Source organism: Candidatus Nitrosocosmicus sp. R (genome assembly GCF_054408505.1).
This window is the reverse complement of the sequence record NZ_CP167090.1, coordinates 483,833-499,173: the sequence shown is the minus strand read 5'-3', so window position 1 is coordinate 499,173 and position 15,341 is coordinate 483,833. Positions and strand designations below refer to the sequence as shown.

The following is a 15,341-nucleotide window of genomic DNA, read 5'->3' as shown; positions in this document are numbered from 1 at the left end:
AGATGGTAATAATAATGGGTCTGATTGGACAAAGTTAAGAAAATTGGCATAATATCAGTAATATTGATTTTATCTTTGTCCGTAGGATTACTCATCTACAATCAGAGCATTACTGAAGAATCGGTTAGAGATAGGCTCATTGAGGAGGAGAAGGAGAGACAACTTGAGTCCACGAAGAGTATTTCCAATCATATTCAGTCAGATCTTAATCTTGTAATTACCATGTTAGATGGATTGGCGACATCTAAATACTTTCAAGAAGGCGATTTAATGGGAACAGAACCAGAAAGGTTACTAAAAGAAAAGTACTCCAACTACGACGATATTGTAAATAGGCTCTTTGTAATTGACGAGGATGGAGTAGTACGTATGAGCATGGCACCCAGAGGAACTGAAACTTTTCTGGGACAAGACTTCTCGTTAAGAAATTGGGTCAGAGACACCAAGGCCAACCTCAGCCTAACATTATCTGGTGGATTTGAAAGACAGGGTATCTATAGGGAATTCATAACATATCCGATAGTCAATAGAGAATCGAACCAATATATAGGAATAGTAGGAGCAGCTATTCCCACTGAGCCCTTTTTTGCAAAATATGGAAATGTGGAACTCGGGGACAGACAATTTCTGGTCGCTTTTGATCGATCGGGGACTATCCTAGCCAATGGTGTGGACAAGAAATTGATAGGGCAAAACTATTTTGGGAACTATGTACAGGATTTTATAAATCACAATACAATATTGAACAACCTTACTCGCTCTCTCCTGATGGGAAACTCGGGTTATGCTATTTATGACTATGGAAGGGGAGAAAGACTGAATACCCAATCTCCTGTCATCATCGGAGATAGACCTGAATTTTTGTACAGATTGTCACACCGACGGACCAAATTCACTCTCAAATCCGACATGTAATTTCCGCCGAGAATCTAAAGATGTTAACTTTATTTACCTCAACCTTTGTCGCTGTAGTAGTATTGATAATACTTTTAGCAAAGTGGAATAACACTCTCATTAAAGAAGTAGAAAAAAAAACGAGGGAACTATTTGAAGCTGAAAAAAGAAGGAAGGAAATAGAGGAATCTCTCGAGTCGATGATAGAATATGTAAATGATGTATTGAAAGAGGCAAAAACTGCCTTGGGCATCAGGAGGCTCGGAGGCTTTGGAGGAAGAAAGCACTAATTCTAAGTTAGATCGAAGTTTCCAATTAGATAAGACTGGTATAAATTTTATCATTTTTTATCCATCTGTTAGTACAAACCATTTAAAAGAACTGTTAGCTATGTGGGTTCGTTGGTATTAACCCCTTCTTGCTGTTTGCTATGAGCGGCATCATTAGGTGGATGGAACGGTATGATCGGTGGTCCTTCTCCACCACCAGAATACGCTGGATTTGGTACATACTACGCATTAGTCTTTTGTTAAGATAGTGATAGCACAAATAAATGCACCAATGAATACTATTGTTACTGTTGTTAGAATAATTACATTTGTTGTTGTTACCTTTATGTGTTCCTTCATGGATGTAGCTAACACCCCAATAGAATATAAAGATAGTATGTAGAGTTAAGAAAGGTGGTGTTGCTAATGGAGGGTCTGGTACTGATAATAGTAATTTTGACTATTGCGGATTTGCTATAGGAGAAGGTAGTGATGCCACCGGATCTGGTGTCGCAGCATATGGCGATCAAACTGGTCCGGATTGCAGTGTAGCAGTAGGCAACCAATGTTTTAACCAGGCCGGCGGAGGAATATTCAGTCCAATTTAGGCCGCCAAAAACACATTTTTCAGTACGGATGGGACCTGCTGAGTAAAATCCAAGTAGAGCTGTCTAAAGGAACAACCTCTATTATTTGGAGGTTTTGTATGTTTAACTCTTTCCTCTACTAATCTAGCACCGGTGTTACCCTCTGTGTAATTATTTCGTTAGTATCAGGTCCACAATACTGGATCAGTCCAGTTATTGACCATTTTGAGGGACATTTCGGAATTTCTGACTGCTTGTCAATTTTAAGATTTACTTGTTTGGGAATTATGACAAACTCTCCACAATCAGTATTTGAAACAATAACAATAGAATCTACTGATCTTGAGAGATTAAAGCATGGCTATTTTGATTGATGAAATTAAACCAAAGAAAGCCAAACAAACAAAACTAGGCAATATAAAACCACTCAACCTAGCATTAATAATTAACAATAGCTATTATCGATTTATTTGTAACCGAAGGTTTATGAAAGTACAAAGAAATGGTTAGACCATTTTCTTCATATTTTAATCTTGTAAATAGGACTGATCACTCTGGATCTGCCATGAATTAATTCATGGTTGCCCGATGTTTTGGGGCGGCTCATACAGATAATCAAAACAAGCCTCTGTAGTACCCTTTACCAATGCACATCCAAAATGAAAGCCCTGGTCGTAGCAACCACCGTATCTTTGAACTTGGCTCTCAAATTGACCTGTCCTCATGTTTTCGTTAACAGTCATTCCGTCAAGGACGCCCCGATCATAACAGGTATTGTAGCTGCCATAACAATCATTTAAGCCTTTGATATACTCATTCCTGAATTCTTCATTTTGATTTTCAGGTCCATTTCCTGGCTGATTTAGGTATCTTTGATTCGGATTGGATATTTTTCCATCTGAGCATCCATGAGTATAACCGTCACCTTGGGCAGATACTGGATTAGATTGGATAGAGACAGGAAAATACAATGTAAGTATGGTCAATATAATTATCGTACAATTATGGAACATTTTACCTTTAATATTCAATAGTTAATTTCTTTCTGACTATTATTTAACATTGTAGCTAGAAAAAGTCGTTTAATATCCGTTATATAGTCTGAATTATGTTCTGTAATCAGTTAAACATTTCGCTAAACAACAAACCTTGACTATTTTTATCGTTACTGCTGTTTAGACTAACTTAATTCTCTCCTCAACTCATCCAACACCGTCCTTATCTTCTTTGGGATCATTTGGTTAAAGTCTAGGCTATAGTAATGATTAACAAGAACACAACTGCAAAACAGTCAATGTATGTTTGTCCTAGATTCAAACTCTAGTTTAATTATATGATTCAATGGATAGTTATTTCCGAAGCCCATTAAAGGGGGTTCTGCGCACTAGTGTTTGAGGATTCAAATAGACCAAATCCGGCGATAAACGTGGCTAAAATGATCGATAATAATAGATTTTCCACTTTCATATATATGTCCTATTCACAGGTCAAATAAATATGAATAATTGAGCTAATTGGACTCATTAGAAAGGGATTTCTTTTTACTTACTCGGTCTACTTGATTATTTTATCCAGACCGAATAGATTTTCTTTGTTTTAACAAATCTATTTCCTGTCAGCAAACATGTCAAAGAATTCTAATTTACATTCGAAATCTACACATAGCATTAATGCAATTGCAGAAGAAATAGAGATTAATAATAAGTCTATTGCTATGTTCAATTAACTCTTCCTAACTCCTAGTTGTGATATTCAATGAATAGATTCGACCAATCCCGTATATGCTCTAGTTTACAATTTTCTAGTCTGCATGGAAAATAATCATCTTAAAATTCTGTTTTGCCCTTTATGTAATGCATTGTTCTTTCTAACAGGCTTTTCCCCTTTTTGGCGAGCTTTAATAGTCGAGTACATTTTTATTTGATGCTTCTTCAAGATTTAGAAAACTCAAACCTCTGTTTAGCAATGAAGGATGTTGTCTTTTTACATCTTTGGATTTAAGGGAAAATGTAAAATTTTCGTATTATGCAGGCCCTTTCCCTAAGCATACGGATTAATCAATGCTTGAATAATAATATGATCAGAAAAATGGTCTAGTTTTTTGAGATATAACAAATTCTAATATATCGTTACTATAAATAGGTATCTGGTTCAGTGGAAATCATGAGGATATACACATGGGCCATCATCAATAACAAATGAGTGGTGTAAAAATAACCGTTATTTAAAATAGTTCAAATAATTTTATTTATCTAAAATTAATCATGTTATCTACAGTACTCTAAAAATTAATATAATTCGATTAGAGTAAATAATTATAGCTTCTACTTTAAATCAAATTTCTGGTTGGACTTTAAAAGCAGATTAGGCTGAAACTTGTAATTGTGATTATGGATGTCCGAGTAATTTCAATGGATTTCCATCCAACGGTTTCTGCAAAGCTCTGGTTCTATTTCACATTCGATCAGGAAACTATTGTGATATTAGTCTTGAAGGAATTGATGTCTTCGCTTTAATGAAAGACCTCAAAAGTATAAAGTCAACCATATGAGATAGGAACTTTGAATATTTTTTCAAATTTCATTACACTGGTCCGAGATCTTCAAGTCATAATTTGTTTTTAAGTAAGACCCCTTAAGTAAGTAAGAACTCTTAAATATTTTATGACGTATTGTCATGTAAATTATGAATAACAATCACAATAACAAACTAATCATATTTGCAAAGGTAACTGGAATTTTGACTTTATCCGTATTTGCGATGACATTACTATCGGTAAATCAAGTATCGGCTCAAATGGCTGACTGTCAACCAACCTTAAGTTTAAGTTCAAATCCGAAGGGAGGAACAGTTGCTTCTGGAAGTACGCTTCCCGTATATTTACTAGGTGAACTTAAATGCGGGGACTCAGCCATAGGAGGTGCTACCGTAATAATTTCAGGTATAAATGAGAATAGTGAGAACGTTGTAACAAATGAGTTTGGTAAATACAGTTTAGGAGTCCAATTAAGCCCGGGAGAATATACAATTCAAGCATACTTTGCTGGTGACGCTGAGCATATTTCAGCATCTGCAACAAGGACAATTACAGTTAATTAAGGTACATAGCAATAACTGTTAACCTCAATTTATTTATTACCTATCGAATTAAGCCGATCCCACCTACAAGTTCAAAATTGTACTAATATTCTGATCAATTGTATGCATAAGAGCTTGTCTTTTTATCGCCATAGTGATAGAAAAACATAATGGTGATTAGTCAATAAATAAGTACGACCTAATTTATTTTGTACAAAATCCTTTGTAATTATTTTGAATATTGCAAATAATTCTCAATATTTTTCAAGAGTATCATTTCTAAAACATTGAGAAGATAATTCTTATAATCTGGTAGAATAATCATCAATCAGACAAATTGAAACGGCCCGTGAGTTTTATCTCAGCAGCGTCTTATACAGTTGTTATCGTTATCATACTGTCTTTTAGTGGACCTAGTTTAATAAATAACAGGTCACTTGCTCAGGAAGTGGATCAAGCCAGTAACACTGACTGCATCAGTTACGATTCCGATGAGGAAAGTGGTAAAAACACAATTACTGTATCTTGTTCGCATCCTTCAACTCTTACTGATATATACAACAGTATTCAAAATCAAGAGATTCTAAGAATAGAAGATAATTCCACTAACAATACTTGGATATTGGATGCTACCATAGTAGTCGAAAAAGGTTCAACACTTGTGATTAATTCGAGTGATACCAAATGGCTTAAGATGTTAGCTGGAGATAAGAACGGTGATGGTGACCGAGATAGTGTAAATTCTATTACGGTTTTTGGTAATTTAATTATAGATTCTGTAAAAATTACTTCGTGGGATCCTGAGAATAATGATTTCATAAAGTTTGAAGTTGACATACTACCTAGCAGAGAATTTGAGCACACTGGTATTGATGCTATACCCAGACCATATATAAAAATAGAAGATGAAACTACCGGAACAACGAACATTACCAATTCTGAAATAGCTTATTTAGGTTATGAATGCGGTAGCGGTTGTTCTGGTATTAGCTACTATGGCAATAATGGAACAAGCATAGTAAAGAATAATGAGATTCACCATGATCGGTTTGGATTTTATTCTGTTGGGGTAGGTGGCTTAGTCTTAGAAGACAATCATGTTCATCATAACTTTATGTATGGTTTTGACCCTCATACTGCAACTCATGATATGTTGATCAGAAACAACACGGTACATGACCATGGAGCAATGGGCATAATATGTTCTCTTGACTGTTATAATATAACTATTGAAGGTAATGAAGTCTATAACAGTGCAGGGTCCGGAATTATGTTTAGCAGGAATATGTCCGATTCTATTGCAAGAAATAATGATGTTCATGATGAGGAAAAGTGTATATTTTTGTCTCAATCACCTAACAACGAAGTTTATGATAATGACATAAGTAACTGTGAGAGTCAAGGAATCTATATTTATCATAACTCTGTCGAAAATAAAGTCTATAACAACACCTTAACCAATGCTACAGAAGGAATCGAAGAAAGCGATGATTCACGAGGCACTAACGAAATATCAAATAACATTATTGAGTAGATTGGACAGAAATGTGGTAAATAGTAATATGAATCATGAATGCACAAATAATAAGAATACTATTTCAGTTTATCTCAAGATAGCTATTACAGAGCCAGTATTATTAGCATGTATTAATGTATTATGGATCATCATTCTCTGAAATATATTTGAGCGTACAGAGAGTGATACCAACATCTGAATTGATTCTGAGAGAATACATATTCTATTTGCTAAATAGTTCTTTCATATCCTATAATGGAATCGAAAAGATATATTTCATTGAACCGGCTGGCTTAGAAACTATTAGAGATTATATATTTCCAGGCAGAAAGAAGAATAGTAGAGTATAGTGATCTTGCCCTCAAGACAGAGTAAATTGCTAAGGTTGTTAAATCGTGTAATGGCGATTAACAAGAGTGTCAGAATGCGATAGATAACCATCATACTGCGATTCTATAATCAGTAAATTTGTACATAGACAATGTCTCAATTTTAGAAACATATTGGTTTGACATAGTCATACCTTTCTAAACTACCATTAATATTATTTGATATACATTAAATTTACTTTAATCGATTCAGTAAAGCAATTGATTTTTCAGTATATTTTCATATTATTTAATCAGACTCAGGACAGAATAAGCTTGATGTCCTAAACCATGTCCAACCTGTCCTGTGGTTTTTGAATACGAGAGTATCATGTTTAGTAATCCTAGTACTTAAGATTTATCTTTTGATTTACAAATAATACAGTCATTCTCCCACTCTAATGTTAATAGTTGGTATTAGCACTGCACAGAATTACTATACCTTGCTTTTTCGTAGAATTAAAACCACAAAAGCATTGAAACCAAGGTTTGACCCGTTGTATCATATAATTTCCTGACCTATTGATTAACAACTTTTTAAGAAAAAATCATATCACATGTATAGAAAAATAAGAAATTATCAACTCATATCCATGGCATATTTTGTATCTCTCTTTTCTCCTTATTTAAGCGCTTACGGAGAGCAATTATTAGTTCCATCCTATTCTGATCCTAACGATCAAAGTTTGGCATCATTGATATTCAATAATTGTTATACTCAACAAATTGATAAAGATCCAATACCTACTAATATTACAATACAAATGATTTGTAATTAAGACGTGAATGATAATGTGGAGCTGAGTCACACTGTATCAAATAGTATGAAAGCAGTCCAAAGTTTCATTGAAAACTAACTTAGGAGTTAAAGCAAGTTGGAGAATTTATGATTGTGTTTTATTTTTTAATATCATTATTAATTTAATCTGAGAAGTTTAACCTGTAATGATAGGAAAAATATTATTAATCGCTAATAAGACATCTTTTAGTAAATGATAGAATATTCAGAATTTACGGTGGTAAGTCTATGGGTATTATTTTTATCAATCTCAGTTCGCATATTGTTTAGAAAAAGGATGTTTGAAATTTTAAGAATTAAATATTAATATTCTAAGGCTAATGTTATTATACTTTTACCTCAAATATCATACTAGGGTTATTTTGATTCAATACACAAGTTATGATTAGTTTTAGTTGATGTCTAATATACTAGTTAGTTCATGAATACTCTTTAATACGCCATTCACAATCAGTAAATATTGGTAAAAAAAACAAGTAATAAGTTATTTGTTTTGTCTGCCCTTTGTATATTTTTGTTATTTTGTTCAAATTATTCTACAATTAATTTATCATATGGAGCATATGCAAAAGCTCCTGTATCACCTAATGGACCCAGTGTAAAAGATAACAATCTTGTTGTAGAAAATGTAACTGGTGGATTTGAAAAACCTACGAGTATGGCATTTTTAGGACCTAACGATATACTGGTCACTGAAAAAGAGACGGGGAAGGTAATGCATGTTATAGATGGTCAGATACAAGATACGCCAGTGCTTGATGTGGCTGTGGCTAATAGCATAGAACGAGGTCTATTAGGTATTGCCTTAGCAAAACAACCGGATGGAAAAATTGATGTTTTCTTATCTTATACTGAATCAGGCAACGATGAGGATGGTAGTGATTTTGAAGACAATGTCGACCCGTCAGGGAACAGATTATATCGATATGAATATGTTGACGTGCAACTAAAAAATCCCACTCTATTATTAGATCTTCCTGCAATTCCAGATAATGGGAGAGGAGAGCACAATGGAGGTAAAATTCGAATTGGACCGGATAACAACGTCTATTATGTAATAGGAGAAGTGGGCGGACACAGGACCCAAGCACAGAATAATGAAAATGGACGGGAACCAGATGGACTTGGTGGAGTACTAAGAGTCACTCAAGACGGTGATATCGTCAAAGGCGATATTATATTTGGAGACGAATCTCCATTTAATTTGTATTATGCAATGGGTATTCGAAACAGTTTCGGAATAGATTTTGATCCGGTGACTGGTAACTTATGGGATACAGAAAATGGACCTACAGCTGGTGATGAAATCAATTTGGTATATCCAGGATTTAATGGAGGATGGTCATTAATTCAAGGATTTTCAAAGAATGACTTTTTAGGCACAGGAGCAACACCTGAAGATTTGGTATATTTTGGAAAAGGGTCATATTCCGAACCAAAATTCTCTTGGGTTACGCCAATAGGCGTTACAGCGTTAGAATTTCTGAATTCCGATAAGTTAGGAACACAATATCAAAATAACATGTTTGTTGGTGACATAAATAATGGTCTTTTATATCGATTTATTCTTAATGAGGCGCGAAATGATCTATCCCTTGATAGTGGATATGTAGAAAACACAGCACCGCTTGTAGATAGAGAAGTTAATGATCCTAAAGAAAATCAACCTATAGTATTTGGTCAAGGGTTCGGCGGCATAACAGACCTACAAACAGGGCCAGATGGATACCTGTATGTGTTAAGTTATACTGGTTCGCTTTTTAGAATCTTACCTTCTTCCGCTAGCGCAACAAATAGTACTAACACTTCTCCTGTTAGTACGACAATTAATGGTAAAACGCAACAGGAACAGTCTGAAAATAGCGAGCAAGCTGATTCACAGAATGCCAATTCTATTCCGGCAGTCATAGTTGGGATAAATGGTGATAGTTCCTACTCTCCAAATCCTATCACAATAGAAAAGGGTCAAACAATTACATGGTATAACGGTGACGCTATATCACACACCGTAACTTCTGGACAAGATGATGATAATGATGCAGGAGAAGAATTTGATTCAAACGCAATTATACCTAATCAATATTTTAGTATCAAATTTGATGATTCTGGCGAATATCCATATTATTGCATTTATCATCCCTCAATGGTAGGAGAAGTAGTAGTAAAATAACTGCAATATACTTAGTTTTAATCTAATTAATCGAGATAAAATATCCTCAATGAAACCGAAGATGAGGATTTTAAGAGAAAATAAAGACAGAGATAGACCGCTAATGTAAAATTTTGATATATCATGGATCTGTCTATCTTGGAGAATATCTAGACTCAGTCTTACCTCTATATGCAAATATTTTTTATCGTATGAGAATATAAGACCATTACTTAGAATTCATCTTTGGATCAGGAATGTTTAAGAAAAAACTTTGTGAAGGTAATTGATTAATTGATTTATATTCGCATCTAGCACCGTTTTCCTCATAGCATATTAAAGTTGTATCATTTACCGAAGGAATTTTGTAATATTTTACAACTTTAATATCTGAAAGTATGAGCGTACCCTGATTTTCTAAAGTTCCATTAATTTTGTAAAATCCTGAAGAATTCTTAAAACTTTTTACTATTTCTACCAAACTCTTGTCCGCTAGAGGCTTCAAATTCCCTCCACTGAGATAGGATGGCAATGATTTTTCATTATCATCATAAAAAGATTTGCTAACACAAAAAACTAGATCTGATATTGATAAACTGTATACTGTCATGAGCCCAGCTATTACCAATGCACATACCGTTAATATCAAACTCATGAGTTATATGTTTATGAGTATCAAACTATATTATCGATTGTAATGTTTCGAGCAGAAAAATAAACCAAAGTTTTATTAATTATTTTTTAATAGATTAAATACGTTTAGGATTGCTAGTATGATATCAACGCTATCAATAAATACTAAAAAATTGAGGTAAAAAACGATAAAAATTTTTGAATCTGTCTGATGGAAATAAAAAATAGTTGATGGTGTTTAAAGAACAGGTAGACATTTTTGATCTGGATTAACGACAATTTACTTGATTCTAGTTTTTGTTTTACTGTCTGTGCTGTCTGTTGTATTCCTTATCTAATCTATCTTCTACTTACCTTCTACTTACCTTCTACTTAATACAGTAGTGTAATAAGCTGAAAATAGTTGAGAATCAAAAATGTCTAATTAAGATAATCTCAAATATTCCGAGTAGGATGACTTAAACTGACCTTTATTTTCTTTTTTTATAGCTAAAGAATAAGAATTACATCATCTCTGATTGTACATTATAGCGTTACTATAAATAGGTAGCGAGTTCGGTGGAAATACTAAGTGATCGGAATCAAACTGATTATTCATAAAAAAGGATTTCAATTGTGGTCATTTCGACAACAACTCTATTATTCTTTGCCTTAATATTGAGAGCTTTGTCGGTTTTTGAATTAGTCCCGTCAGTTTGGCTTCTCTATATTCTTCTGTATCTAGCATGTCATTGAAATAAAATGCTGTAATTAATAGTATCTTTATTTTGGTATCAAATTCTCTTATCCTTTTAGCAAGTCTTATTCCATCAAGGCTAGGCATGCACAAATCCGTAATAACAAGAGAGTATCGATTAGGATTTTGGTTATAGTGCTCAAGGGCTAGTAGCGGATCGATGAAGCAAGTCGAATTAATGCCAGACCTTTGTAGAAATTCACTATAAAGGTTTGCGATCTCTGGTTCATCGTCCACCACCATGACCGAATGGGGTGAGGACATTTCCAATAGCCATTACTATGGTATACCACTTATAAAAGGTTTAAGGCTGTAATAATATTCGGAATATATAGGTTAAAACGTGGCATTAGAGGATGATAAAGGGCTAGCAATAATATATTCCTAGAAAATAGTAAAAAGGCATTAGTAATCTTGTGAGTTTTATTCTGCATTTTTTTGATTTTCTATTTAATAAATTATATTCTGTCATTGCATAGTTTGACATTTTAAGTATCTATTTAATTAAAATTAAAGTAACAATCAGTGTTAATGGAGGATTGTATACAAGTAGAGTACAAAAATACTGACAGATAGACTAGGCTTAATGAACTAATTTGAAAGATCGGCTAACATAAATCTACTTATACCATCAGTTTACCTAAAAATTTCGGAATTCCCAGGTAGTATAAATTAATTCTATAAAATAATTTAACCCCGCACAACACCTTAAACGTAGCCTTTCAAATCATTTCCTTTAATCTTATATCCTATTCAAAATCATAACAGAGCGAGGGGCGAATATCTAATTATCTACATGTTACCATGGTAGGAATAAGTTAGATAGGTCTGAATGCCTTTTTCCTACCCATCCCTACTGAAATGAAGATATTCTCTTCAATTAATAAAGTGCAAAATACTATTTAACGGCTGATCAGATATCTTTTAGCTTGCGGAGGCATAAATCAAGGAATGAGGGTTAATTACTCAACTCATACATCTGCTTCATTTAAGTTCTCCTTCAGAAAACTTTCAATTATCTGTTTAGGTGAGGGTTGTATACAAGCAGAATATGAAATTACAGCCATGTATATTACAGAATTAATGAACTATCTAGAAAGGCCATCTAACATTCAATATTGCCTATTACAACCTCAAGTATTATCTGCAAGACACATGTTTTTCCAAATATATCATAGTAAGATTCTCATGAATTGGTATTTGATTAAATTCTTTGTATCCATTCTTTTTATACAGATGCAAATTTCTATTGCTTTTATGACTAGTAAATAATTCGTATCTTTTATTGTCTTTGAATGAATCTTCAATCGATTTAATAAGGTTTGTTCCCATGGCTTGATTTTGAAAATGAGGATTAATAATTAATCTTTTGATAAATACAGTTTCATCCACTTGAAATCCTCTAACCGATCCAACTATATCATCCCCTAATTACGCTTTAAGAATTATTGATTCTGAAAACTCTTTTGTTAATTCTTCTAATGTTTGAAGTAATGGGGGGAGAAATATCAAAATCATTGTATATGTCTGCTTCACTTACAAAAGCTTGTTTTTGTAATAACAGGATAGCCTTGAGATCCTCAAAAGAAGCCTTTTGTAATCTTGACAGATGTCATTATAATATTAACAGATTATCAGGATTATTATGTTATATTACAAATCTTTTAACGGTAATTACAATCTATTAGGTTATGGTGTTATTTGTTAGTGAGTGATTACGAGATTTGCTACTATAATTATAGTATTCTATTACCTAAAGATAGTTTCGTAAAAAAAGAGAAAATATTCAGCTATAATTAAACATCCTAGTAGAAATAAAGTGGGCAGAACATGATGCCACATCCAGATAATGAACGCAGCCCACAGTATTTCTACAAAGTGGAAGGAATATGTGATGGATGTAATGATTTAGGTAATTTCTATGTAAGATACAATCATATTTAGAATTTATCAAATATGCAAAATATCAGTTGATGTGGTATTTTCATCGCATATTGCATCTAAATCACCTTGTAGTGTATCATTGTCTCTTAGTATGATTATTGGAATGGTTATCTTAATTAAAAAATATTAAATAAATTATAGATTCATCATCTAGTTGATGTTAAATATGAAATAAACCAAAATATTAGTTACATACAAGAAATAGGAACGTACAATGCAACAAGAATTCCGTTGGCTTTTAAGCTTAATCACATAGGTCGCCTATCCCATCGTTGTCGATATCTTTCTGATCTGGATCAAAAGTACGAGGACAGTTATCTCTTATGCTGCATGAAAAGTCATTATCAGAGTCACAACAGTCAGTTGAAAAAGGCTGTTTTCCGTAACCTCTGGCAACACTTGATAAAAATCGCTCAGCAATTAGTATTTTTATTTCCTTAGAGACGGATAGTGCGAGATTTATCCTATTTTCTGGCTTTGGATTGCAATCTAGAGCCAGATTAATTCCGAACCAACTCTGATTAAGGTTTCATCAACTATGTATTAGTCAATTTTCTTTGTTTTTGATAATGGTCTTTGAGGTAGGTACTTTTGTATCTAGTCTTTTATCGCAGTGTGGCTTCTGTTAACAAATCTAGATAATGCTTTTGAGGTTTTCCTTAATGAAAGAGCGTCAAAGTATAGATTAATGGTTTATATGATACCTCTGGTCGAGTTCTATTTCTTATTGTCTGATAAATCTTAAATAGTTAGTGCGGATGAAACCTATAGATTTATCGTTAACTTTACAGTCTGTGTTAGGCACCGATATATTAGATTGTATTTTCAGGTAATACAAGCGGGGCTAAGCGAACACTGTGCCTCAACTTCTGCTTGAGAGCTACCGATTTGTCCGGTCGTATTACCACCGGTCATATTCTGAGAGATTGCTGCTGGGGTGACAGAGACGGCTGTGATTGTCAATACAAAAATAATTAAAGCCATTATGCAGAGGCAGGAGATCTTTTTAATATTCATACTTACAACCAATGAATGGTTCGATTTAAGATTATTGGGTAGTTTGTGAATGCATTCCTTTCAAAACACCAATGATTACTATTCCTATTGTGGGTCCAGTGATGAGGTTACTGTGCCGAAGAATAAACAATGGCCCAGAGTTTGTAAAAAACTGTAAGAGTGATTTGGCAAAGGAGACTCTGCATCTAAGAAATCCAGATGACTTGCATTAAGTATGGAATTGGTGATATCCTTGACAGTTTCCGGATTGCTTTGAATAGTGCCAATTACATGATCTCATTGCAGAAGAAATGATGGCAGTGTTACAAATTGCATTCATAGAGTAGATGACGTCCGTGACGCCAGAATAGGGACTACAAATTAGTAGCACTTCAACTCAATGGCAAGAGTGTCCCTGAACAATAGTTAGGCAGTCTGTTACTCATTGGTCAGCATCATCTTTTAAGGAATGATATTGTTTATGATATCTGGTGAGCTAGCATTTCATACATGTAACAAATCGATTTGATTCAAGCAAGCTAGCAATCCTTTTTATAGATTTAGATAGATATCATAATAAGATCGAACTTGAATACTCAAAGGTTCTGAATCCTTCGATTTATGGATTCATATAAGTATAAAAAAATATAATAGACATGTTAAATTCTCAATTAAATGAATAACATTCGAATAGCTATCGGACTGGATACCATCAACTCAGACACCTATTTTGTACCGATTATAGTACGGAACCATAAATAGATATAGTAAAACACTCTTATCAGACTCATATAGATATCCTCATGATTCTACCGAACCAGCTATATATTTATAGTAACGGTATGGGCTATATCCAGGATTTAAGTATCAAAAGTTAAGAAATATCAATGAATTTTAAATATTTCAGTGAACATCGCTCCTACAATAATTTGAGGGCCCGAAACAAATTGAGCAGGCAGAACCTAGATGTGTCATGTGAACAAAGGATAGCCTCTTGTTCAAGGTGTGGTCATGGTCTAAATCAGAACCTACTTTATATTTATACAAATCAAGAAGACCGATATCGGCATTACTATCTCTGGACCCGCCTTTTTAACTATTTTAATTTTGATCTACTATTTATAAAAATAATTGAAGTAACATATGTTTGAAATCTCAATACATCATAATAGAAAAAAAATAGAACAAATACTTACCCAATATCTTACTAGTCATTTAGTTTCATATCTGACCGAGGCATCTGTAGCATATATGACTGAAAATGGTTCACCAGATGTTTTATGGAAAATTAGTGTATTTCCCACAAAACCAAATGAATCATAACTTATTTTGGTTGGGTTAATCTCCGTCATTCATTTATTGAAGTGCAAAT

11 protein-coding genes and 1 pseudogene are annotated in these 15,341 nt (G+C 33.5%); 7 read left to right on the top strand and 5 right to left on the bottom strand.

What is annotated here, in order from left to right; genetic code table 11:
- The first annotated feature begins 24 nt into the window (after positions 1 to 24).
- Both AAGU22_RS02630 and AAGU22_RS02625 read left to right on the top strand, forming a co-directional pair.
- Positions 25 to 915, top strand: a complete 891-nt coding sequence (locus tag AAGU22_RS02630) for a cache domain-containing protein (protein WP_458720686.1) — start codon at positions 25 to 27, stop codon at positions 913 to 915.
- Between the two features lie 20 nt (positions 916 to 935).
- Complete coding sequence (locus AAGU22_RS02625; protein WP_458720685.1) at positions 936 to 1,184, top strand: hypothetical protein; 249 nt, start codon at positions 936 to 938, stop codon at positions 1,182 to 1,184.
- Between the two features lie 1,141 nt (positions 1,185 to 2,325).
- Here the strand turns inward: AAGU22_RS02625 and AAGU22_RS02620 are convergent.
- Complete coding sequence (locus AAGU22_RS02620) at positions 2,326 to 2,781, bottom strand: hypothetical protein (RefSeq protein WP_458720684.1); 456 nt, start codon at positions 2,779 to 2,781, stop codon at positions 2,326 to 2,328.
- A 1,352-nt stretch (positions 2,782 to 4,133) separates the two neighbouring features.
- Here AAGU22_RS02620 and AAGU22_RS02615 point away from each other — a divergent pair.
- The 4 genes and pseudogenes from AAGU22_RS02615 to AAGU22_RS02600 form a co-directional block, all read left to right on the top strand.
- Positions 4,134 to 4,301 (top strand): annotated as a pseudogene (locus tag AAGU22_RS02615) (DUF1326 domain-containing protein); the annotation flags it as partial.
- Positions 4,302 to 4,435: 134 nt separating this feature from the next.
- Entirely contained in the window at positions 4,436 to 4,849 is a 414-nt protein-coding gene (locus AAGU22_RS02610; protein WP_458720683.1) for a carboxypeptidase-like regulatory domain-containing protein, read from the top strand.
- A 328-nt stretch (positions 4,850 to 5,177) separates the two neighbouring features.
- Positions 5,178 to 6,362: a right-handed parallel beta-helix repeat-containing protein gene (locus AAGU22_RS02605; protein WP_458720682.1), complete on the top strand. Its 1,185-nt coding sequence runs from the start codon at positions 5,178 to 5,180 to the stop codon at positions 6,360 to 6,362.
- Between the two features lie 1,609 nt (positions 6,363 to 7,971).
- On the top strand, positions 7,972 to 9,681 hold the full coding sequence (locus tag AAGU22_RS02600; protein WP_458720681.1) for a PQQ-dependent sugar dehydrogenase: 1,710 nt from the start codon (positions 7,972 to 7,974) through the stop codon (positions 9,679 to 9,681).
- Positions 9,682 to 9,889: 208 nt separating this feature from the next.
- Here AAGU22_RS02600 and AAGU22_RS02595 read toward each other — a convergent pair whose 3' ends face one another.
- The 4 genes from AAGU22_RS02595 to AAGU22_RS02580 form a co-directional block, all read right to left on the bottom strand.
- Entirely contained in the window at positions 9,890 to 10,315 is a 426-nt protein-coding gene (locus AAGU22_RS02595) for a hypothetical protein (RefSeq protein ID WP_458720680.1), read from the bottom strand.
- Positions 10,316 to 10,912: 597 nt separating this feature from the next.
- Positions 10,913 to 11,293 (bottom strand): response regulator, encoded by a 381-nt coding sequence (locus tag AAGU22_RS02590; protein ID WP_458720679.1) that lies wholly within the window; start codon positions 11,291 to 11,293, stop codon positions 10,913 to 10,915.
- A gap of 876 nt (positions 11,294 to 12,169) precedes the next feature.
- On the bottom strand, positions 12,170 to 12,448 hold the full coding sequence (locus AAGU22_RS02585) for a GNAT family N-acetyltransferase (RefSeq protein ID WP_458721730.1): 279 nt from the start codon (positions 12,446 to 12,448) through the stop codon (positions 12,170 to 12,172).
- 1,350 nt (positions 12,449 to 13,798) lie between these two features.
- Complete coding sequence (locus AAGU22_RS02580; RefSeq protein WP_458720678.1) at positions 13,799 to 13,990, bottom strand: hypothetical protein; 192 nt, start codon at positions 13,988 to 13,990, stop codon at positions 13,799 to 13,801.
- A gap of 1,122 nt (positions 13,991 to 15,112) precedes the next feature.
- Between AAGU22_RS02580 and AAGU22_RS02575 the strand changes: the two genes are divergently transcribed.
- Complete coding sequence (locus AAGU22_RS02575; RefSeq protein WP_458720677.1) at positions 15,113 to 15,292, top strand: hypothetical protein; 180 nt, start codon at positions 15,113 to 15,115, stop codon at positions 15,290 to 15,292.
- Positions 15,293 to 15,341: the final 49 nt, after the last annotated feature.